Source organism: Rhodococcus sp. 3258, from assembly GCF_031456475.1.
Classification (GTDB): domain Bacteria; phylum Actinomycetota; class Actinomycetes; order Mycobacteriales; family Mycobacteriaceae; genus Rhodococcoides; species Rhodococcoides fascians.
The window spans coordinates 665,538-687,112 of record NZ_JAVDUT010000002.1; the positions used below are offsets into that span (position 1 = coordinate 665,538).

Below are 21,575 nucleotides of genomic sequence, written 5' to 3' on the forward strand. Positions count from 1 at the left end.
TCTCACATCCGGAAAACGCCGTAGGAGACCGGCTCGAGCGGCGCATTGGCGCACGCCGAGAGTGCCAGTCCGAGAACAGTTCTGGTGTCGGCGGGGTCGATGATGCCGTCATCCCACAGCCGGGCCGTCGAATAGTAGGGGTTGCCCTGACTTTCGTACTGATCTCGAATCGGTGCCTTGAAGGCCTCCTGGTCTTCGGCAGACCAGGGCTTACCCGACGCATCCAGTTGGTCCCCTCGGACTGTGGCAAGAACGGATGCCGCCTGTTCACCGCCCATCACCGAGATCCGCGCGTTCGGCCACATGAACAGGAAACGCGGGGAATACGCTCTGCCGCACATGGAGTAGTTGCCTGCACCGTACGAGCCGCCGATGACGACGGTGATCTTCGGAACGCGGGCGCAGGCCACTGCGGTGACCATCTTCGCGCCGTGCTTGGCGATGCCGCCGGCTTCGTAGTCTCGGCCGACCATGAAGCCGGTGATGTTCTGCAAGAACACCAGTGGGATGCTGCGCTTGTCGCAGAGTTCGATGAAATGCGCGCCCTTCATCGCAGATTCGGCGAACAGCACACCGTTGTTGGCGATGATCCCGACGGGATGGCCGTGGAGGTGGGCGAATCCGGTGACGAGTGTCTTGCCGTATTCGGCTTTGAACTCGTCGAATTCGCCTGCGTCGACCACCCGGGTGATCACCTCTCGCACGTCGTACGGGGTGCGTGGGTCGGTGGGGACGACGTCGTAGATCTCGCTCTGGTCGGCGATCGGGTCGCGGGTGGGAGCGACATCCCATGGCCGCGGCGTGCGGGGCCCGAGGGTGGAGACGATTTTCCGGACGCGGCGCAATGCGTCGCGGTCGTCGTCTGCCAGATGGTCGGTGACTCCGGAGACCTTCGAGTGCAGGTCTCCGCCACCGAGTTCCTCGGCGGTGACGACCTCGCCGGTCGCGGCTTTCACCAGGGGCGGGCCGCCGAGGAAGATGGTGCCCTGGTTCTTGACGATGATGGCCTCGTCGCTCATTGCAGGCACGTATGCCCCACCCGCAGTGCACGAGCCCATCACGGCGGCGATCTGCGCAATTCCTTTGGCGCTCATGGTCGCCTGGTTGAAGAAGATGCGTCCGAAGTGGTCGCGGTCAGGAAATACCTCGTCCTGGCGCGGGAGGAATGCGCCGCCGGAGTCGACGAGGTAGATGCACGGCAGTGTGTTCTGCAGGGCGATCTCCTGCGCGCGCAGGTGCTTCTTCACCGTCATCGGGTAGTAGGTGCCGCCTTTGACGGTGGCGTCGTTGGCAATGATGATGCACTCTCGACCGGCCACGCGACCGATGCCGGCGATCACGCCTGCCCCGGGGCACTCGTCGTCGTACAGGCCGTTGGCCGCCAGCGGTGCGATCTCGAGGAACGGGCTACCCGGATCCAACAGCTCGTCGACGCGGTCGCGCGGGAGCAGCTTGCCGCGGGCGATGTGCCGTTCCCGGGACTTCTCGCTACCGCCGAGTGCTGCCACGGCGAGCTTCTGGGAGAGCTGCTGCGTGAGTAGCTGATGATCTGCGCGGTTGGCAGCGGTATCGATCGCCATGAGATGCACGCCTTCAGGGGTTGGACGTCGGTGTCACACAGGGTTCAGTTAATGGTTGATAACTGACATGATAGTAAACTACGATTAACCGAGAGTCCAGGTTCGAGGGGGTGGCAGTGCAGGAGATCGAGGTCAAGCCGGCCACGGTGCGTGAGCAACGCAAAGCCGAACGTCGGCAGCAACTGCTCGATGCCGCGGCATCACTGTTCGCCGAACGCGGGTTCGCGTCGGTGCGGCTCGAGGATCTGGGTGCAGCCGTCGGCATCAGTGGACCGGCCGTCTATCGCCACTTCCCGAACAAGGAGGCGGTGCTCGTCGAACTGATGGTCGGAATCTCGGAGTATCTGCTCGACGGCGGTCGCGAGGTGGTCGGCTCGCGGAAGGTCGATGAAGAGACGGTGTCGGCTCTGGTCGATTTCCACCTCGACTTCGCCTTCGAGACACCGGCTTTCATTCGGATTCAGGATCGCGACCTGCAGAGCCTCCCTGAGGGGGCGCGACGCAAGGTGCGCCGCATGCAGCGCGAGTACGTGGAACTGTGGGTGGCGACCCTGTGTGCCGTCGACCCGGAACTGAACGAATCCGCTGCCCGAACCACGGCGCACGCGGTGTTCGGACTCATCAACTCCACGCCCTACAGCGCGGGCCGCACTCCGTCGCGCAATGCTCGGCCGGTGTTGCGAACAATGGCACTGGCGGCACTGGGCGTATCGCACTGATCTGAGCGTCCACAATGGGCGTCGACGATCGCGATCCCGCCTACAGACACGAACTGTGGACACTCAGCACACCTACTGTGCCGTCACACAGGAAGAGCAAATCGTCGTTATCGGAGACAATGATCGACATGACGACCCAACTTTCGCCCGTCGAGATCGGCCGACGGCAGAGTCGATTCACTCGTGACGAGGTGCCGCGACTGCTGGCGATGGCCGGCTTCCTCGCCGCTCTGCATGTGATCGGTTGGGGCCTGTTCACCCACTACGACTCGATTCCCAGCATCCACGGCCTCACCGGAGCCGACGGCACTCTCGTCTACGCAGGAGCCGGCGTACTGGCGTACACCCTCGGTCTCAGGCATGCGTTCGACGCCGATCACATCGCCGCCATCGACGACACCACCCGCTTTCTGCTGCAGAAGGGCAAGCGGCCGTTGGCCGTCGGGCTGTTCTTCTCGCTCGGACACTCGACGGTCGTGTTCGTCTTCGTCGCTGCGATTGCCTTCGTCGCGTCGCAGGCGACGGCGTTTCAGGACGCGTTCGCCGGGGTCGGCGGCATCATCGGCACGTTGGTGTCGGGAACCTTCCTGTACCTCATCGCCGCGCTGAACATCGCGGTCCTCGCCGGCATCGTCGGAGTCTGGCGGCGCGCAAAACGCGGTGACGTCACCGAGGCCGGGCTCGACGAGCTGTTGGCCAAGCGCGGCTTGATGAATCGACTGTTCCGGGGCCGCTACGACAAGATGATCAACCATTCGTGGCAGATGTACCCGCTCGGCTTACTGTTCGGGCTCGGTTTCGACACCGCGACTCAGGTCGGTCTACTCGCGATCGCCGGCACCACCGCTATCGCCGGCGGACTCCCACCGATGGCCATCATCGCGCTGCCGGTCCTGTTCGCCGCGGGCATGACCACGATGGACACGATCGACGGCATCTTCATGTCCAAGGCGTACGGCTGGGCGTTCGTCACTCCGGTCCGCAAGATCTACTACAACATGACGATGACGGGCCTGTCGGTCTTCGTTGCGTTGGTGATCGGGACGGTCCAGCTGCTGACGCTGCTTGCCGAGCAGTTCGAGCTGACCGGTGGCCTGTGGGACGCACTGGCCGTCATCGACCTCAACCTCGCGGGCCAACTCGTCGTCGGCACGTTTTTCGTTGTCTGGATCGGCGCGGTCGTGTATTACAAGGTGGCGCGCATCGACGAACGCGGTGGCGCACACTCGAACGCAACGGAGACCCAGTGATCGCTCGTCGTCGGATCGGTGCCCTTGCAGTAGTTACGGCGCTGGCGTCGAGCATGGCTTCTGGCCTGCTGACCGCCCCTGCCTCGGCTGCGCCGACGATCACTCAGAACATCGGCGACGTCGTCTCCAGTCGCGCTCTACCGCAAGAATTCTGGATCCCTGGCTCGTCCTCGGCCGAGGTACTCACCTACGTCACCACCGACACGTTCGGCGAGAAGGCGCTCAGCACCGGCACTGTCTTCCTTCCTCAGGGCACTGCGCCCGAGGGCGGTTGGCCGGTGATCTCGTGGGCTCACGGCACCTCCGGGCTCGGTGACTCGTGCGCGCCGTCGGTCGCGGGACCGGCGCTGGCCGAACGAGATCTGCCGTACCTCGGTAACTGGCTCGCGCAGGGCTACGCCGTTGTGGCCAGTGACTATGCCGGCCTCGGCACCGAAGGATTGCAGGCATATCTGGACGGGCGGACCACGGCGCACAACGTGGTCGACATGCTGAAGGCAGGGCGCAACTACAGCGATCAACTCTCGCGCAAGTGGGTGACGGTCGGTCAGTCCCAGGGCGGCGGAGCAGCGATCTACACCGCGCGCTACGCAACCGAATTCGGTGGACCGGATCTGGACTATCGCGGCGCAGTGGGCACCGGAACTCCCGCGTACATCGAGAAGCTCGTCTCGATCGGTGGACCGGGGATGCCGCCGGTCGCGCTCCCGGCCGGTCTGACCGCGTACGTCGCGTACATCGGTGCGGCTCTTCGCTATTCGCACCCGGAGCTGGGCCTGGACAATATCCTCACTCCCGTCGGAAAGAAGTACGCTGATCTGGCCGAGACGGCCTGTGTCGCGGACCTCGAGGAGCAGCTCGAGGGTGTGAAGGTCGGTGATTTCTTCACTGCGCCGCTGGCCAGCCTGCCGAATTTCACCGCAGTTCTCGACGACTACATGGCCATGCCCGAGGCCGGCTTCGACAAGCCGTTCTTCATGGGCCACGGACTGCGGGACACCGATGTCCCGTTCCCGACGACCGCCGCGTACGTCGCCAGGCTCACCGCCAACGGTCAGCCGGTGACCTTCCGGCCCTACGACGCCGATCACAGCGGAGCGCTCGTGCAATCACAGGCCGACACGATCCCGTTCGTCGCAGGGCTGTTCCGTTAGGTCACCGGTCGCTTGGTGGGCAGTCCGTACGCCCGGGCGGTGAACTTTTCGAGCACGGTGCGCGGCAGCAGTCGCTGCGCCATGAACACCGCGGGAGCGTTGCTGCCGACGGCATAGAGGGGTCGAGTCTTCTTGTCCTCGACGGCTTTCAGGACCGTCTCGGCCACGGTGTCCGCGGAGATACCCTGTGCCTCTTTGGCGTCGAGGTGCGAGATCACTGTCGTGAAATCGCGGAGATACGGAGAATGCGGTCCGCAGTACTTCGTGCGGCGGGCGGAGAGTCCGGTGGCGATGGAGCCGGGTTCGACGGTGGTGATGTCCACCCCGTAGGGCGCGAGCTCGAAGCGGGCCGCCGTCGAGAAGCCCTTGATCGCTGCCTTGGTCGCGGCGTACGACGAGCGATAGGCCAACGGGAAGCTGGCCAGCATCGAGCCGATGTTGACGACCTTGCCCCGACGGCGTTCGCGCATCCCCGGCAGCACGGCTTGCATGAGCTCGACGGCACCGAACACGTTGAGCTGGAACAACCGGGTGACCGCCTCGATCGGGAGTTCCTCGATGGGGCCGCACTGGCTTTCGCCCGCATTGTTGATCAGAACATCGATCTCCACGTCGGCAAGTCCGTCGACGAACGTCCGGATGGAGTCCGGTTCGGTCAGATCGAGATCTCGGTACTCGACCCCGGGGATGGGGTCGACCACGGTGGAACAACTGCGGCTCGTGCCGATGACGCGGTAGCCGCGAGCGAGCAGTAGTTCGGCGACGGCTTGGCCGATACCGGACGTGGCTCCGGTGACAAGTGCGGTGTTCATCTACGCCTCTTCGTTGCGGTGTTTCCGGTTCTCGGGGTGGCTACTGCCGCCGTGGGAGTGGTTCGATCGATTCTTCGCAACCTGGTGCTCGGAACTCGGGTGTGCAAGGCCGGCACCGACTTACCCGCCGCCATGACGGTTCGGTCCGGTCGTACGACAGCCGCTACCGCGTGACCGCGCCGCAACCACAGTCCGAGCTCGGAGGAGGCCGCGACCTCGACGACGACAGCGCCACGACGATCGACCTCGCGTCGCTGTTCGACGGTCAACGGGGTCGTCGAGACGAAGAGAAACTGTCCCGGCGCGATGCTGTCCAGTCGGGCGCCGTTGTCCAGGGAGCTGTTGGGGCACAGCGCGCCTACCACCGAACGGATCTGCGCGGCCGGACGCTGGACGAAATCGGAACGGGTGAGCGGAGGAGTGGCGCTGTCGGACACCTTCGCTCCGATGAGGGGCAGGTGGCCGAGAGCCGGTGCGAGCGTGGTGCGCAAGATTCCGGTCAGTCGACTGCCGCCGGTCATCGCCCAGCCCATGGCGACGGCCATCCGAATCATGGCTGTGGCATGGGCCTTTCGCTCGATTTCGTAACTGTCGAGTGCCGAATCGGAGACGTGCCCATCCAGGGCCCCGACAATCTTCCAGACCAGGTTGCGCGCATCGCGCAGACCCGCGCCCATTCCCTGTCCGATGAACGGTGGAGTCAAGTGCGCCGCGTCGCCGAGGACGAACACGCGTCGATCCCGCCAGCTATCGGCGACCTGCGCCCGAAATGTGTACTCGGCGCTCCGAATCAGCTCCATCGAGGGGTCGTCGACGTGCCGCAGCCACGGCGCTATGAGCGGCCGGACGGCGGCGAGATCCTCGAACTCGTCGAGGGTTTCGCCGTCGAGCATCCGAAATTCCCAGCGGTAGCGGGTGGAACCGATTCGCATGTACGTGGCGGATCGTTCGGAGTCGCACACCTGGTGAACGCCGTCCCACTGATCGAGTTCGGCATCGGTGGCGATATCGATCACCAACCACCGTTGCGCGAACCCGAGGTCCTCCATCTTCGACCCGATGGACCGGCGCACGATGCTGTTGGCACCGTCGCACCCCAGCGCGTAGTCCGCGGTCACCCAGTGTGGGGTGTCGTCCTCGGTGGATGTGTACGACACTCGGACCGTATCTTTCAGGTTCTGCACGTCGGTGATCTCGCACCCGCCGCGCATCTCGATCGTGTCGTATCGGGCGACGTGCGTGCGCATGAGGCGCTCGAGGTCCGGTTGATCGAACATGTTCGCCTGGGGATAGCCGTGCGGTCTGTCGTCGGGATCGCGCTCGAACTCGGCCAAAGTGCGCAGATCCTTGGTGCACAGTCGCAGCCCACGCCCGGGACGTGAGATGCCGGCGAAATCCTCTGCGACACCGATGTCGTGCAGAATTCGGTACACCTCGTCGTCGAGATGTACTGCGCGCGGCTGCGGATAGACGTCGGCCCAGCGATCGAGCACCAGGCAGGGGATGCCGTACTGCGCCAACAGCAGAGCGGCCGTCATGCCCGTCGGGCCGGATCCGACGATGACCACCGGGTGGTGGGTGCCGTCGGATCCGCGTTCGGTCATCGGTACGAGACCCGGGTGCGCTGCACTCCCAGGTCGAGGGATCCGTCGGGGGTGGAGCACGTCAGTTCGAGAACGTCGCCGTCCTGCAGGAAGTCGGGATTCTTGGCCTGCTTCTTGAAGAACACCTTCCACTTGAGCGCCGGCGGGATCAGGGATCCGATCATCTCGATCGGCTTGGCCGGAGCCTTCAGCGCAGTACCACCGGGAGTGCCGGTGAGCAGCAGATCGCCCGCGTCGAGCCGCTGGAAATTGCTCAGCGCCTTCAGCGATTCGACCGGCCGGTAAATCATGTCGGCCACGGTACTGTCCTGTCGCACAGTCCCGTTGACGCGCAGTGTCAGAGTCAGCTCGCCGAACCGGTCGAATTCTCCGGCCTCGAGAAGGAGCAGTCGTGGGCCGACCGGCGTGAACGTGGGGTACGACTTGCCCTCGTAGAACTGGGTTTTCGGTAGTTGGACGTCTCGCGCAGACACGTCGTTGGTGATGACGAGTCCGGCGACGTACTCGGCCACGTTGCTGGCATCGATCTTGGTGCCGACGGTCAGCGTCTTGCTGAATACCAGGCCGATCTCGATTTCGTAGTCGAGGAGTTTCACGTGCGTCGGCTTGACGATGTCGTCGGTGGGGCCGCTGATCGAACCGGACGTCTTCCGAAAGAACGTCAGTGGCACCGTGTCGGGGTTCATTCCCGAGTCCTTGACGTGCGAGACGAAATTGGTCATGTTCGCCACTACCCGGCACGGTGCGGTGACCGGGGAGAGGAGCGAAAGCGTGTCCACTGCAAGCACATCGGTGCCGGTACGCGCTGCGTCCACAGCGGCGCGATCGGCGAGAAGCTCGGCGGTCGTGGTTGCCGACGTGTCGATGCGCGACGCCCCGGCCGGGGTCTCGACCCACCAGGCGTCGGCGGTGCGTAGTACAGCGATGCTCATGAGGAAGCCACTTTCATCAGGCCGCGAAGGCGTTCGGTGTCGAACTCGTTGTCGGTGCGTAGGGAGGACAGGATCGATTTGAGCTCGTGCAGAGAGGCTTTGCTCGGGGCGATACCGAGAAAGTCCTTCGATGCCGGTGGGCCCCACTGGGCGAGGCCGGATGCCGTCATCGGTGCCCAGCCGGGTTCGAGCGAGCTGTCGAACATGTCGCCGTCGCTGAAATGCTCCACCAGGAAACCGTCGGGATCGCGCCAGTAGTCGAAGATCTGACTGCCCTGGATGTGTCTGCCGATGCCCCAGGAGTGCTTGTACCCACGCTCGGTGAGGAATTCGCCACCGGCGGCGATGGCGTCGATGTCGGTCACCTGGTACGCCGAGTGCACGTAGCGATTCGACGGGCCGAGAGTCATCGCGAGCGTGTGGTGATCGGACGGGATGCTGCCCCGATCGCAGCGGATGAAGCTCATCACCGGTCCACGGTCGCGTTGGCCGTCGTAGTAGAGGAAATCGCTGACGATCAGACCCAGGTGGTGTAGGTACCAGTTCAGATTCTCCAGGTAGTCCACTCGCTGCAGCACCACGTGCCCGAGCCGTTGGACGCGCGCCGGCTGACGCGGGGGCCTCTGGGTGGCGTTGATCCGGTTGCGTGGATCGCCGAAGTTGTAGGTGTGCGCGTCCTGGCCCGGGAGTTCGGGATGTTCGGTGTAGCCCGACACGATCTGCACAGGCTGTCCGCCTGGATCGGTCAGAGTGACGGCGATGCCGCCGAGTGTGTCGGGTAGCCGGTGCACCTGCTGCCCGGTGGCATCGGCGAGGCGGACGACGTCGGCGTCCTCGGCGGCAGCGAACGCCGCGCCGACGAACCGCGTTCGTTTGCCGCGTCGGATGATCACGCACGGCGACCCGACGTGCGTGCCGCGTAGGTGAATCTCCTCGGACGTGCGCAGTGAGACGGTGAAACCGAACGCCACCGCGAATGCCTCGGCCTTGGCCAGGTCGGGTTTGCGGAACTCGAGCCACGCGATGTCGCGCACCTTGATGATCGGGTCGGCGGCTTTTCCCGGGTGTTCGCCTGGAAGCGCGCCCTGATCCACATGCATGTTCTTGTGGCCGTCGACGTCGTGTCCCATCAGCCCTCCCTCGTTGGTGACACTATCGTCACCTATGACTAATCGGTCAGTCAAGAGTGTTGACAAATTCGTCAGCGGTGAGGAAGGGTCAAGGCGGCGACAAATGCACTCAGGAGTAGGGACCATGACCGAAACCCCGAATCGCCTCGAGCGACGCAAAGCGCGCACGCGCGGTGCCCTGATCTCTGCCGCGCAGAGCTTCATCGCCCGCGGCGAATTGCACGTGCCGATTGCCGAGATCACTCAGGCCGCAGACGTGGGCATGGGGTCGTTCTACAACCATTTCGAGAGCCGAGAGCAGCTGTTCCAGGCTGCGGTCGACGGTGCCCTCGAGCTGTTGGGCATCTACCTGGACTCGTTGAGCGACGACGAGGACGATCCCGCAGAAGCGTTCACCCGGTCGTTCCGCATCGCAGGCCGGCTGTTCCGGCAACAACCGGATCTGAGCCGAGTGCTCATCCACTCCGGGCCCGAGTTGATCACCTCGAAGCACGGTCTCGGTCCGCGGGCCTCGCGCGACATCGAAGCCGGAGTACTGAGCGGGCACTTCCGCGTGCAGGACACCCAGCTGGCTCTGGCCCTGGCAGCGGGGGCGTTACTGGGCATGGGGCAACTACTGCTCGAACAGCCGGAACGAAGCGACGTCGATGCCGTCGACAACATGGCGCACAGCGTGCTGCTCGCCCTCGGGATGTCCGACGCGGATGCGCGCCAGCTGTGTTCGCGAACCCTGCCTCCGTTGGACGCGGTTCCGAGCGTCGACGCGTAACGGGCCCGTGCGGGTGTCAGCGCGCCCGGCTGTGTTCGAGGTCGCGAATGATATCGCCGACTGCGGTGTCACGCAGTAGCTTCCACTCCAGGATCGGGTTGAGGATCCCACGGAACCAGAAGTACGGTGCCCACACTGCGGGGGCGATCAGCCGTGCTCGACGCGTACGGACCGCGTCGACCAGGAGGTCCGCCGCCCGTGGGGACGGGAGTCGACGGCTCAACGGCCAGGGGAGAAATCCGCCGATCCGCTGCCCCATCGGATCGTTGTCGAGGGTGTGGCGCGCCAGATCGGTGTCGACCACCCCGAAGTACGCCAGACCGGCCGATGCACCGACCGCTGCGAGTTCGATGCGTAGCGCGCGGCCCAGCTGTTCCACGGCGGCCTTGCTGACCATGTAGGCAGACCCGCCCATGCCGGGAGTGAATGCAGCACAGGAGGATACGAGCAAAATGTGTCCACCACTGGTCACGATCTCGTCCGCCGCGGCGCGGACGATGGTGAGCACACCGCCGAAGTTGACCGCCATGACGGAGTCGAACACCGCGCGGTCGACGGTCCGGATGGTGGCAGGCGGCGGTGTGATGCCGGCGTTGGCGATCACGATGTCGATCCCGCCGAAGGCGCGCACCGTCGCCTGCACGCACTCCGTCATCGCCTCCGGATCCGTGACGTCCCCGGTCAACAGCAACACCCGTGCAGCGCCAGCCGCGTCGGTCGGGAAGTGAAGATCCACCACTGCCACGGACGCACCGGCGGCCACCAGTTTTGCTACGGTCGCGGCACCGATGCCGCGTGCACCGCCGGTCACCAGTGCGACCTTGCCGGTGAGATCCATGTGGTTCTTCATACGGACTCCTTGGTGACGGCGAGTGTGCCCGGCACACCGACAGTGGCACTGCGGCAGGAATAGTGGTCGAGTTCGATGGTCGCCATACGACGGGTGAAGTTGCGTACCGAACCCGGCCAGTAGGTGACGTTGCGGCCCGATGGGCTCAGGTAGTAGCTGCTGCACCCACCCGAGTTCCACACCGAACCGGCCAACCGTTCGTCTGTGTAGTCCGCGAATTCCGTTTGTGCAGTGCGGGTGACGTCGATTGCGGCCAAGCGCTTGTCGTCCATCGCCCGCAGTGCTGCGAGAACGTAGTTCACCTGTGCTTCGATGGTGACGACCTGCGAGGTGTACACCACCGAATTGGGGCCGAGGACCATGAAGAAGTTCGGAAAACCGTGCACCGTCGTCCCTCGATACGACGACATCTCTCCGTCGGGCCAGGTCTGCGCCAACGACCGACCGCCTCGACCGACGATGCGCCGAAAGCCTGAATGCCCGGCGACGGTGAAACCTGTTCCGAGAACGATGGTGTCGACCTCGTGGACGGTTCCGTCGGTCGTAACGACGCCCTCGGGCACGACGCGGGAGATGGCGGTGGTCTCGACGGTGACGTTGTCGCGGCACAGGGCGGGGTAGAACTTGTTCGAGAACGTCGGCCTCTTGCAGCCGAATGTGTAGGTGGGAGTCAGCTTCTCACGGAGTACGGGATCCTTCACCTGTCTGCGTAGGTGAGCCCGGCCCAGTGCGGTCAACGGCATCAGCAGGGCGCGGTGCCGAATCAGGCCGGGCACCAAAGCTTCCTGGAACAGATCGAACGTACGACGCATGGCGCGCTGAGCCGCTGGAAACATCCTGAGCGCGGATCTGCCGGACTCGGAGATGGAACGGTCCGGGTGGGGAAGGATCCACGTGGGCGTGCGTTGAAAAAGCGTCAGATGTGCGGCCGACGGAGCGAGTCGGGGTACGAACTGCACCGCCGATGCGCCGGTGCCGATGACGGCGAGACGCCTACCCTCGACCGAATGCTTGTGGTTCCACCGAGCCGAGTGAAAGATGCTGCCCGAGAACGAGTCCAGACCGTCGATACTCGGAGTGGCGGGTTCACTGAACGGGCCGAGGGCTCCGATCAGAATCCGAGAAGTCCATGTTCCGCCGCTCGTTCGCACGATCCAACGCGCCCGGTCGTCGTCCCACGTCGCGTCGAGCACCTCGTGTCCGAATCGGATTCGATCCCGGATACCGAACCGGTCGGTGCAGTCGTTGAGGTACTGCTCGATCTCGGGCTGCAGTGGATACAGGCGGGTCCAGTCCGGGTTGGGTGCGAACGAGAACGAATACAGCGCCGAGGGAATGTCGCACTGGGCGCCGGGGTAGGTGTTCACGTGCCACGTCCCGCCGACCGCGCTGTCACGCTCGAAGATCAGAAAGTTGCCGCGGCCTTCCTGTTCGAGCCTGATCGCAGCTCCGAGACCGCCGAAGCCGGCACCGATGATGGCGACGTCGATGTGCGGCGCGGCAGAGTCGTTGTCGATCATGATGTGTGGCTCCTTCTACAGATCGAGAACGACGACGTCGCCGTCGACCGCGGCGCGTGACACGCACAGGGTGAGTGAGTTCTCGCGTTCGGTGCGGCTCAGCACGCGATCGCGATGGTCGACGCGTCCGCCGGTGAGGCCGACGACGCAGGCACCGCAGAAACCTTGGCGGCACGAGAACGGCTGATCGGGACGGACTCGTCGGAGGGCGTCGAGGGCGGTCTCCTGTGCACCGACTTCGACGGTGTCGCCGGACCGTGCGAGCTTCAGCACGAACCGACGGCCGTCGACCACGGGGGCGGGCGCGAACAGCTCGGTGTGGAACTCTCGAACCGCGGTACTTCGGGTGGCCTCCTCGCGCAGCCGACGCGAGAGTGCCGCGGGGCCGCAGACGTACAGGGCCGAGGATCCCGTCCCGAGATCGACGATGTCCGACGGACTCGGAAGTCCCTCTACATCATCGGTTTTGACGATCACGTGCCCGCGGGAGGTGAGCGCCAGCTGCTGCAGTTCGGCGACGAACGGCAGACTCGCACGAGATCTGCCGTGGTAGTAGAGGGTCCACCGTGTGCCGTCGGCGACGGCTCGCTCGATCATGGACCGAATGGGCGTGATGCCGATGCCGGCCGCGACGAACAAGTAGTGCTCGGCGGCGGCCATGGGAAATGCGTTGCGGGGTCCACGGACTCGGAGGGTGTCTCCTGGAACGAGACCGTGTATCTCGGTGGAGGCCGCGCCGCCGGGGATCCTGCGGACACCGATGCGATATCGATCGCCTCCTGCCGGCCGACCTGCGAGCGAGTACTGCCGAACCGAGCCTGCCGGTGTGGTCACGTCGATGTGTGCACCGGGCAACCAGGTCGGCAATGCGCTTCCGTCGCTGCGACGCAGTAGAAGTGAGCGCACGTCCTCGGCCTCGTCGACGATCTCGTCGATGCTGGTCTCGAATTCGTAGCCGACGCATCGGCGCGGTCGCGCCGGGGAGAGAGCGGTCACGACGGACGAGTCGGTGACCAGTCTTGCGTACACCCGAGACGCCGCAGCGATGGCTCGGAGACCACGGCCGGGGTCGGTCACCGTGATCTCACCCAGATGGCTGTGCCTCGAGGCTGTTTCGGTGGTCACTGCTGGGCCGCCAGTGCTGCAGGTGACGTCGCCAGGTATCGCACGGCCTTGTCGATGTCGCCCATCTTCGATGGGTGAAAACCCGGTCGGATGTACAGGGCGAGTTGTACGAACAGAAACGACAGGCCCGGTACCAGTTGCTTGCGGGATGCTCGTGCGAAGGCGAGAGGCCAGGGGGTGCGAAGTCGGCGCTTCCCGGTGCGCGGGGTGGCCACCGAGTTCTTGTACAGGTACGCGGCGGTGCTGAACCAGAGCACGGCCAACCCCGCGCTGGCTATCACCGCGGTGCGGGCGCGGCGAAACGCACCCCCGTCGACGTACTGGAATGCGTCGAAGGCAACGTTGCGGTGTTCGAGTTCCTCGGCCCCGTGCCAGCGAAGCAGGTCTAGCATCGTCGGATCGACACCGAGACGGTCGAATTGTGTGTTGTCCAACAGCCATTCGCCCACTACTGCGGTGAAATGTTCGGCTGCGGCGTAGATCCCGAGGCGCTCGTTCAGCCACGCTTTGCCTGCGCGGCCGGTGAGTCCGTGATCGCCGAACACGACCCCCACCGCGAATCGAATGCGCTGCAGGATCGGCTCGATGTCGACGCCGTGCGCGACGAGGTACGTACGAAAGCTCTCGTGGGAGGACGCGTGCGTGGCTTCTTGTCCGACGAATCCGACGACCTCCTCGTGCAGTCTGCGGTCGTCGATGTACGGAAGCGCGAGGGCGAACACGTCTGCCATTGCCCGTTCGCCCTCGGGAAGCACCAGGTGCATCACGTTCCAGAAGTGCGTGGCGTACCACTCGTGCGGAATGTACTGCAGCGGAACGCCGGTCCAGTCGAACGTCACTGCGCGGGCCACGATCGCGTAGGACTCGTCCAGGTGGCGCGCGTTCGGGTCGATCGCTCGGTCACGAGACATTCGAGCTCCATTCGTCGAAATGCTGATGAGGCGATGCTACATAGCAACAGAGAGTGTTGCAATGTTGCATTCAATCATCGAGGGTGCCGTTAGGATCGGACGATGCATCCAGACGGTGACGACGGGCCGATCCTCGATGCCGCGTTGGAGTTGTTCGGTGAGGTCGGCATCCCCAGAACGACCATCGGGGACGTAGCCAAGCGCGCCAAGATCAACCGGGTGACGGTCTATCGCCGCATCGGATCCAAGGACGAGCTGGTGCGCGCGGTCATGGCACGTGAGTCGACGAGACTGTTCGTCGCGGTGGCGGCAGCGGCCGCCGAACAATCGTCACGGGCGGATCGCGCCGCGCACGGATTCGCGACGACGATCGAGTCGGTGCGAACCAACCCCGTCCTGCTCAAGATGTTCGACTCCGAGAGTGCGCTGGTACTCGAACAGTTGACGACCAATGCGTCGACCCTGCTCGCGTCTGCAATAGACGCTGCCGCCCAGATCGCCCGGGGAGGGCTGGACTCGGACAGTTTCGCGGTACCCGACGCCCCGGAAATCGTGGTCCGCGTCGTGCATTCGATTCTGCTGACTCCGGCAGCCGGCGCTGCACTCGAGACGTACGACGATCTGCTGGCCTTCGCGCACCGCAGCATCGTGCCGTTGCTTGTCGGCGGTGACCACCGCGGCTAGAAGTTAGGCTAGGCTGCCCAGTCATGCCTCGATTCTTCGTGTTCCACGGCCGTGCAACCGGCCGGATGAGACGTTCCGCCTCTGCTGGGCTGTACACGCTCGTCGGCGCACTCTCTCTGGCTCTGGTCGGATGCTCGAGCGCCACGTCGGAACCGTCCGGTCCAGCCGAGGCCGCCGGCACCAGGACGGTGCAGGACTACTTCGGCCCGGTCGAGGTTCCCGAGCGACCCGCCCGGGTCGTCGCCGCCGACCCCATCTCACTGGCACTGATGCTGTCGCTCGAGGTGAATCCCGTGGCCGCGTCCTTCAACCCGCTGGCGCTACCCGCGCACGTCGACGAGCGCATCGGCGACATCGCGAACATTGCGGGTGAGGGTGGCGGCTTCGATCCCAACGTCGAGGGAATTCTGGCTCAGGACCCCGACCTGATCGTGGTGGTCGCCGGGTACGACGGCGAAGGCGAGAAGGCCTGGAACAAGGAGATCTACGACAAGCTCGCGGCCAGCGGAGTGCCGACCTACGGCTTCGCCTACAACGACGGGGTGTCGCTCGAGGATGTCTCGCACGGGGTAGCGGCCGTAGGGGATGCGCTCGGAAAGCAGAGCCAGGCAACGGACCTCATGCAGGGGCTGACCGATCGCATGGCCGCGCTGAAGCAGCGGGTTGCCGACGCGGGCCTGGCCGACAAGCCGGTCTCCGCTGTTCGATTGAGCGAGCGTGGGGAGTACTCGATTCGCGTCGGCACGGGTGAGAGCATCGCCTTCCGCGGTGTGGGCATGGCGCAGCCCGAGGGCCAGCAGGATCCCAGTGTGTTCCGTATCGACATCACCGACGAGACGCTGAACATTCTGAACTCCGCCGACACCCTGTTCGTGTACACCGACCAGGGTGCCGACAGTGAACGGGACGCGATCAGTGCTGCACCGCTGTGGTCGACACTGCCTGCGGTGCAGCAGAATCGGGTGCACTGGGTCTCGGCGAGCGTGTGGAATTCGTCGGACCCGATCGGCCTGAACAGGATCATGGACGACATCGAAACGATGTTCGTCGAGCCGGCAGAGCAGAGCTGAACGCCCTGTCATGGCCGGTCGACGTGACGGGGGTGGATATCTCACCGCACGGGTAGTCCAATCGAAACGATTGTCACCGTCGCTGATTCGCGTCGTGTTCGATGCTTCCGCTGCACGCGGGTTCGAGTCGAGCGGAGTGCCCGACGAAATCGTGCACCTGTACTTTCCGGCCGACGGAGAGGACGTACCGCCCGAGATGACCCGACGCGACGGCGTTCTCGCGCACCATGACGACGTGGTTCGTGAATGCCGCAACTACACCGTCCGGTGCTGGGACGAGAACCGGATCACGATCGACTTCGTGGACCACGTCGGCGGCGTGGCCGCGGACTGGGCTCGCTCGGCCGAGCCGGGTACGGCGCTGGGGATGTGGGGAACACGGTCGTGGTACGAGCCGCCCGCCGACACGGAGTGGATGTTGTTGATCGCCGATCTACCGGGGCTACCCGCTCTGTGCCGTGCTCTCGAGCAGCTGCCTGCCGGACTCCGCGCGCATGCGATCGTCGAGGTGGCTCACGACGACGACGTGTTGGACGTTCGATCGGCGGCCTCGGTGACGATGGACTGGAGGGTGGCCGGAAACGGGCGCGCACCATCGCAACTCGTCGATGCTGTGCGCACGTTCCGAGTTCCGGCAGGAAACGGGTACGTCTGGTTCGGCGGGGAGGCGTCGGCGGGTAGAGGCGTACGTAAGTACTTCCGCTGTGAGGTCGGCTTCCCTGCTAGCCGCATGGCCATCGTCGGCTACTGGCGAGACGACAAGGAAGCATGGATCGAACGCTATGAGAGAGTGGCCGATTCACTGATCGACGACTACGAGCGCATCGCGTCCGCTGGCATGGGTGAGGCCGAGGCCGAGATCCACTGGGACGAGATTCTCGAGCGCGCCGGACTGTGACTCAGGGACTCGTCGGACAGCATTGACCGTCGCGTGATCACAGAACTGCGTCGGCCGCTTCCTTGGCGACGTAGGCGTCACGCAAGTCGCGCTTGAGGATCTTGCCTGCTCCGCTCATGGGTAGCGCCGTCACGAACTCGATGGTGCGCGGAGTTTTGTATCCGGCAACGTAGGTGCGGGTGTGCTCGCGCAGTTCGGTCGTAGTGGGTGAGAGTCCGTCGGCCAGAACGACACACGCATGGACACGCTCGCCCCATTCGTCGTCCGGAACGCCGATCACAGCGCAGGCCAGAACGGCGGGATGACGACTGAGCGCACTCTCCACCTCGGCGCTGTAGACGTTCTCACCTCCGGTGATGATCATGTCCTTCAGGCGGTCGACGACGAACAGGAATCCGTCGGAGTCGAGGTAACCCACGTCGCCGGTGTGCATCCAGCCGTCTCGAACGGCAGCCGCTGTCTCCTCCGGCTTGTTCCAGTAGCCCAGCATCACGTGACCGCCGCGGACGCAGATTTCTCCGACGTCACCGGTGGCGAGCTCCTCGTCGTCCGGGCCGAGGATGCAGATCTCCGAGTGTGGGGCTGCGCGTCCCGCCGACCCGATACGTTGTCCAACATGATGTTCCGGCCACAGCAGAGATGCGACCGGCGCGAGTTCTGTCATGCCGTAGGCCTGAGTGAGGCGGGCCTGCGGAAGCCTGGCGAGGGTCCGCTCGAGAACACCGGCGGAGATGGGGGATCCTCCGTAGAGCACACGGCTCAGTGACGAGGTGTCGAACTCGCTCAACGTGGGGTGGTCGACGAGCAGCTGAATCATGGTCGGCACCAGCAACACATCGGTGACGGAGTGCTGTGCGATCGCGCCCAGTACCGCTGTCGGTTCGAAGAACGGAACCATGACATGGGTGCCACCGAGCATGACCTGCCCTACCCATGCAGCCAGATCGGCGAGGTGGAACATCGGTGCGGCGTGGAGCAATACCGACGCGTCGTCGAGCAGCTGTCCGGTGGCCACCGTCCCCAGGCCGGAGGTCACCAGATTCGCGTGGGAGAGCATGACGCCCTTGGGGAATCCGGTGGTGCCGCCGGTGTAGAAGAGGCCGGCCAGGGCGTCGCCGCTGCGTCGTACATCGGGAACGGGACCGTGGGATGCCACCAGATCCTCGTACGACACCATGCCGTCAGGGGTGGAGCCGTCCCCGCAGTAGACGACGGTGGCCAGGTCGGGACACGACGCGCGTAGAGCCGGAACCATCGCCCCGAAGGTGTCGTCGACGATGAGTACCTTGGTCCCGGAGTCGTTGAGTGCATACGCAACTTCGACGGGTGACCACCGAATGTTGACCGGATTGAGCACGGCATCGGCCCACGGGACCGCAAGCAGGTACTCGCAGTAGCGGTCACTGTTGAACGCCAGCATTGCCACTCGATCGCCGCTCTTTACTCCGACGGAATGCAGACCGGCCGCGAACCTCGCCACACGATCGATCTGTTCCGAGAAGGTGCGCACGCGATCGCCGAACACCGTTGCAGCGCGATCGGGCGTGGTGACTGCGGAGCGATGGAGGCCTTGAGTGAGATACATGGCGAGGTCCCTTGTGCGAGAGGGGGCGCGGTACGCCCGAGTGAATACGGTCACAGTTCCACCTTGTTGGCATGGTGTCAATAGCGAAGTCGTGGGTGATGGACGGGATGTGAACCGTGAAAAGGATTGCCCAGCTACCGTTCTGGGGCGTCGTCGAGAGAGCGTGCGGTGGAGAGAACGGTGACGAGCACGTCTGTCAGAAGTGTTTCCACCTGGTCCCGGGTCAGCGTGCCGCGCACCAGCCACTCGCGACCTGCCGCCTTCACCATGCCGCCGAACGCCCGCACTGCCGACGTTGCGATGCGTCTGTCGCCGCGGTGTGTCTCGAAAGCCGTTGCGTCCAAGACGCGCTCGGCGGCAAGGTCGTCCGCCTCGTCCAGAATCTGCGCCACCTGTTCGTCCACGCCCGAGCCGCTCGCCACCGACACCCACGCCGTTCCGTGTGCCTCGATGACGCCCACCAGCCAGTGCACACTCCCGCGAGCCCTCTCCTCGACCGAGCCCGTGGGCAAGTGCACGTCCTCGATCGGCGGCACGGTGACCAGGAAACGAACACACTCGAGGTACAGATCCCGTTTGCTGCCGATGTAGTGATGAATGAGCCCGCGTGCAATACCCGCAGCCGCAGCCACGTCGGCCATGGAGACCTCGGCGTACGGTCTGTCGCCGAACAAGCGAACGGCGGCGGCCAGGATCTGGGTCCGTCGCTCGTCCGGTTCCAGTCGATTCCACTTGGGTGTGCTTGCAGCCGGCATGGTTGTCATGATCGCACCGAACCGAGCGAGCGCGATCTCAGAGGTACCGCTCGGTGCGCGCTCGCAGCGATGCCGGTACGACGAACCTGTCGCCGTATCGCGCCCGCAACTCGTCGGCTCGGTGCACGAATCCCGGGAGACCGCCGTCGAACTGATTGACGAACTGCAGCACACCGCCGGTCCAGGCAGGGAAGCCGATACCCAGAATGGAACCGATATTGGCGTCGGCGACGGTTCGGAGGACGCCCTCGTCGAGGCACGCGACCGAATCAAGCGATTGGGCGACGAGCATGCGATCCATCATGTCCTCGAACGGAATTCCGTGTTCGGGGTCATGGTAGTGCTCCACCAGGCCCGGCCAGAGCCGGACCTTGCTGCCGTCCTCGGCGTACTCGTAGAACCCGCGCCCCGCCTTGCGGCCCGGACGGTCGAACTCGTCGACGAGGCGATCGACCAGGGCGTACGAATTCGAGACGATCCAGGGGCGACCGTCCGCGCGAGCGGCCTCGGCCATACCCTCGCGGATGTGCCGCGCCAGGGTCAACGAAATCTCGTCCATCAGAGCCAGTGCGCCGGACGGGTAGCCGGCCTGGAGTGCGGCCTGCTCGACGGTGGCCGGATGCACGCCCTCCGCGACCAGCGAGATCGCCTCGTCCATGAATCGGCCGATGACGCGGGTGGTGAAGAAGCCGTGACTGTCGCCGACGACGATGGGTGTCTTGCCGATCAGGCGGACGAAGTCGAATGCGCGGGCAAGAGCGGAATCACTGGTGTGTTCTCCCACCACTATCTCCACCAACGGCATCTTGTCGACGGGGGAGAAGAAGTGAGTGCCGATGAAGTCGCCGGTCCGCGAAACAGACTGCGAGAGTGCGGTGATGGGGAGGGTGGAGGTGTTCGAGCACAGCAGCGCGTCGGCGGTCAAGTACTTGTCGACGTCCTCGAAAGCACCCTGCTTGACGGCGGGATCCTCGAACACTGCCTCGACGACCAGGTCGCAACCCTCGGCGTCCGCCGCGTCGGAGCTGGGGGTGATGAGCGCGAGCACCGCATCGGCATCGGCCTGGCTTGCGCGGCCTTTCGCGACAGCTTTACCGAGAACCGAACGGGCATAACTCTTCCCGCGCTCGGCGGATTCGATCGAGACATCACGGAGGATCACCGGAACCCCGGCCGAGGCGACGACGTAGGCGATGGCGGCACCCATCATTCCGGCCCCGATCACCAGCACTTTCTCGGGAACTCGATGTGGTTCGGCCGGAGGGCGGGAAGCGCCTTTGGTGATGGAGCCGAGATCGAAGAACATCGACTGGATCAGGTTGCCCGAGATCGGCCCGCAGGCGAGCGACGTGCAGTAGCGGGTTTCGACGAGCGAGGCGGCCTCGAAGTCGAGTACCGATCCTTCCACTGCCGCGGCAACCACTGCGATGGGGGCAGGCATCGGCGCGCCCTTGACCTGTTTACGCACTGTTGCCGTGAGTGCCGGCAGCTGCGCGGCCACAGCCGGTGCTGCCGCCGTACCGCCGGGGATCGTGAATCCCGCCCTGTCCCAGGGCTGGAGGGCCCCGGGATTGGCGGTGATCCATGAACGTGCCTGCGCCATCATCTGCTCGTGGGTGTCGACGACCTCGTCGATGAGTCCGAGTTCGAGGGCCTGCGCCGGCCGATATCGCTGGCCCTGGCCCACCACCTGTGTCAGAGCCTTGACGATGCCGAACATCCGAACCGTTCGGGTGACGCCACCGGCCCCGGGCAGCAACCCGAGGGTCACCTCGGGCAGCCCGAATCGAGCCTTGCTGTTGTTCAGGGCAATTCGATGATGGCAGGCCAGGGCGATCTCGAAGCCGCCGCCGAGTGCGGTGCCGCCCAGTGCGGCCACGACCGGCTTGCCGAGCGTCTCGAGCCGCCGAAACTTGTCCTTCGTGAAATCGAGCGCACCCGCGATGGCTGCATGGTCGGACGGACCGGCGTCGCGCAGCAATTCGAGGTCGCCACCGGAGAAGAACGAATCCTTGCCCGACGTGACGACGATGCCGTCGTACGCATCGAGTTCGGTCTCGAGCCAGTCGACGGTCTGCTCGAGCGATTCACCGAATGCCGCGTTCATGGTGTTCGTGGAATGCGCAGGATCGTCGATCGTCAGCACGACGATACGATCGGTACCGATCTCGCCGGTGATGGTGGAAGTGTGCAGTGCGGCTGGGCTGTTCATCGGATCCTCGGGTCG

The 21,575-nt window shown here is 64.8% G+C and carries 19 protein-coding genes; 7 read left to right on the top strand and 12 right to left on the bottom strand.

Features of this window, described 5'->3' with window-relative positions; genetic code table 11:
* Positions 1-2: 2 nt before the first annotated feature.
* Positions 3-1,580 carry a carboxyl transferase domain-containing protein gene (locus J2X62_RS10645; RefSeq protein ID WP_310180281.1) on the bottom strand — a complete coding sequence of 526 codons (1,578 nt, stop codon included), beginning with the start codon at positions 1,578-1,580 and terminating at the stop codon, positions 3-5.
* Between the two features lie 116 nt (positions 1,581-1,696).
* On the opposite strand from J2X62_RS10645, the gene J2X62_RS10650 reads away from it, so the two are divergent.
* The 3 genes from J2X62_RS10650 (at position 1,697) to J2X62_RS10660 (ending at position 4,703) form a co-directional block, all read left to right on the top strand.
* Complete coding sequence (locus J2X62_RS10650) at positions 1,697-2,299, top strand: TetR/AcrR family transcriptional regulator (protein WP_371832717.1); 603 nt, start codon at positions 1,697-1,699, stop codon at positions 2,297-2,299.
* Between the two features lie 128 nt (positions 2,300-2,427).
* Positions 2,428-3,549, top strand: coding sequence for a HoxN/HupN/NixA family nickel/cobalt transporter (locus J2X62_RS10655; RefSeq protein WP_310180287.1), 1,122 nt, complete (start codon positions 2,428-2,430; stop codon positions 3,547-3,549).
* A 53-nt stretch (positions 3,550-3,602) separates the two neighbouring features.
* The gene (locus tag J2X62_RS10660; RefSeq protein ID WP_310180401.1) at positions 3,603-4,703 is read left to right on the top strand and encodes a lipase family protein; all 1,101 of its coding nucleotides are present in this window, start codon (positions 3,603-3,605) and stop codon (positions 4,701-4,703) included.
* Here J2X62_RS10660 and J2X62_RS10665 read toward each other — a convergent pair.
* From J2X62_RS10665 to J2X62_RS10680, 4 genes are read right to left on the bottom strand one after another with little or no spacing between them, the layout of a single operon-like run.
* Positions 4,700-5,515, bottom strand: a complete 816-nt coding sequence (locus tag J2X62_RS10665; protein ID WP_310180289.1) for an SDR family oxidoreductase — start codon at positions 5,513-5,515, stop codon at positions 4,700-4,702. The genes J2X62_RS10660 and J2X62_RS10665 overlap by 4 nt on opposite strands.
* The gene (locus tag J2X62_RS10670; RefSeq protein WP_310180290.1) at positions 5,512-7,119 is read right to left on the bottom strand and encodes a bifunctional 3-(3-hydroxy-phenyl)propionate/3-hydroxycinnamic acid hydroxylase; all 1,608 of its coding nucleotides are present in this window, start codon (positions 7,117-7,119) and stop codon (positions 5,512-5,514) included. Before J2X62_RS10670 ends, J2X62_RS10665 begins: the two co-directional genes overlap by 4 nt.
* Positions 7,116-8,051 carry a fumarylacetoacetate hydrolase family protein gene (locus J2X62_RS10675; protein WP_310180292.1) on the bottom strand — a complete coding sequence of 312 codons (936 nt, stop codon included), beginning with the start codon at positions 8,049-8,051 and terminating at the stop codon, positions 7,116-7,118. The genes J2X62_RS10670 and J2X62_RS10675 overlap by 4 nt, the downstream gene beginning before the upstream one ends.
* Entirely contained in the window at positions 8,048-9,181 is a 1,134-nt protein-coding gene (locus J2X62_RS10680) for a VOC family protein (RefSeq protein WP_057472471.1), read from the bottom strand. Before J2X62_RS10680 ends, J2X62_RS10675 begins: the two co-directional genes overlap by 4 nt.
* Positions 9,182-9,305: 124 nt before the next feature.
* Between J2X62_RS10680 and J2X62_RS10685 the strand changes: the two genes are divergently transcribed.
* The gene (locus J2X62_RS10685) at positions 9,306-9,950 is read left to right on the top strand and encodes a TetR/AcrR family transcriptional regulator (protein ID WP_057472472.1); all 645 of its coding nucleotides are present in this window, start codon (positions 9,306-9,308) and stop codon (positions 9,948-9,950) included.
* Positions 9,951-9,966: 16 nt separating this feature from the next.
* Here the strand turns inward: J2X62_RS10685 and J2X62_RS10690 are convergent, their stop codons facing one another.
* Genes J2X62_RS10690 through J2X62_RS10705 form a run of 4 tightly spaced genes read right to left on the bottom strand, consistent with a single transcriptional unit; the run spans position 9,967 to position 14,356 of the window.
* Positions 9,967-10,800 carry an SDR family NAD(P)-dependent oxidoreductase gene (locus tag J2X62_RS10690; RefSeq protein ID WP_310180300.1) on the bottom strand — a complete coding sequence of 278 codons (834 nt, stop codon included), beginning with the start codon at positions 10,798-10,800 and terminating at the stop codon, positions 9,967-9,969.
* Entirely contained in the window at positions 10,797-12,320 is a 1,524-nt protein-coding gene (locus J2X62_RS10695; protein WP_310180303.1) for an NAD(P)/FAD-dependent oxidoreductase, read from the bottom strand. Before J2X62_RS10695 ends, J2X62_RS10690 begins: the two co-directional genes overlap by 4 nt.
* A 15-nt stretch (positions 12,321-12,335) precedes the next feature.
* A complete protein-coding gene (locus J2X62_RS10700) occupies positions 12,336-13,445 on the bottom strand; it encodes a PDR/VanB family oxidoreductase (protein ID WP_310180305.1) in 1,110 nt (369 codons plus the stop codon).
* Positions 13,442-14,356, bottom strand: coding sequence for a metal-dependent hydrolase (locus tag J2X62_RS10705; protein WP_310180307.1), 915 nt, complete (start codon positions 14,354-14,356; stop codon positions 13,442-13,444). The genes J2X62_RS10700 and J2X62_RS10705 overlap by 4 nt, the downstream gene beginning before the upstream one ends.
* A gap of 102 nt (positions 14,357-14,458) precedes the next feature.
* Here J2X62_RS10705 and J2X62_RS10710 point away from each other — a divergent pair, with 102 nt between their 5' ends.
* From J2X62_RS10710 to J2X62_RS10720, 3 genes are read left to right on the top strand one after another with little or no spacing between them, the layout of a single operon-like run.
* Positions 14,459-15,040: a TetR/AcrR family transcriptional regulator gene (locus J2X62_RS10710; protein WP_027494702.1), complete on the top strand. Its 582-nt coding sequence runs from the start codon at positions 14,459-14,461 to the stop codon at positions 15,038-15,040.
* Between the two features lie 23 nt (positions 15,041-15,063).
* Positions 15,064-16,110 (top strand): ABC transporter substrate-binding protein, encoded by a 1,047-nt coding sequence (locus tag J2X62_RS10715; RefSeq protein ID WP_222081538.1) that lies wholly within the window; start codon positions 15,064-15,066, stop codon positions 16,108-16,110.
* A 10-nt stretch (positions 16,111-16,120) separates the two neighbouring features.
* Complete coding sequence (locus tag J2X62_RS10720) at positions 16,121-17,008, top strand: siderophore-interacting protein (protein WP_310180314.1); 888 nt, start codon at positions 16,121-16,123, stop codon at positions 17,006-17,008.
* A gap of 37 nt (positions 17,009-17,045) precedes the next feature.
* On the opposite strand, the gene J2X62_RS10725 is transcribed toward J2X62_RS10720, so the two are convergent.
* From J2X62_RS10725 to J2X62_RS10735, 3 genes are all read right to left on the bottom strand, one after another.
* Positions 17,046-18,593: a long-chain fatty acid--CoA ligase gene (locus J2X62_RS10725; RefSeq protein WP_310180403.1), complete on the bottom strand. Its 1,548-nt coding sequence runs from the start codon at positions 18,591-18,593 to the stop codon at positions 17,046-17,048.
* A 134-nt stretch (positions 18,594-18,727) separates the two neighbouring features.
* Complete coding sequence (locus J2X62_RS10730) at positions 18,728-19,357, bottom strand: helix-turn-helix domain-containing protein (RefSeq protein WP_310180316.1); 630 nt, start codon at positions 19,355-19,357, stop codon at positions 18,728-18,730.
* 28 nt (positions 19,358-19,385) lie between these two features.
* The gene (locus J2X62_RS10735) at positions 19,386-21,560 is read right to left on the bottom strand and encodes a 3-hydroxyacyl-CoA dehydrogenase NAD-binding domain-containing protein (RefSeq protein ID WP_310180319.1); all 2,175 of its coding nucleotides are present in this window, start codon (positions 21,558-21,560) and stop codon (positions 19,386-19,388) included.
* Positions 21,561-21,575: the final 15 nt, after the last annotated feature.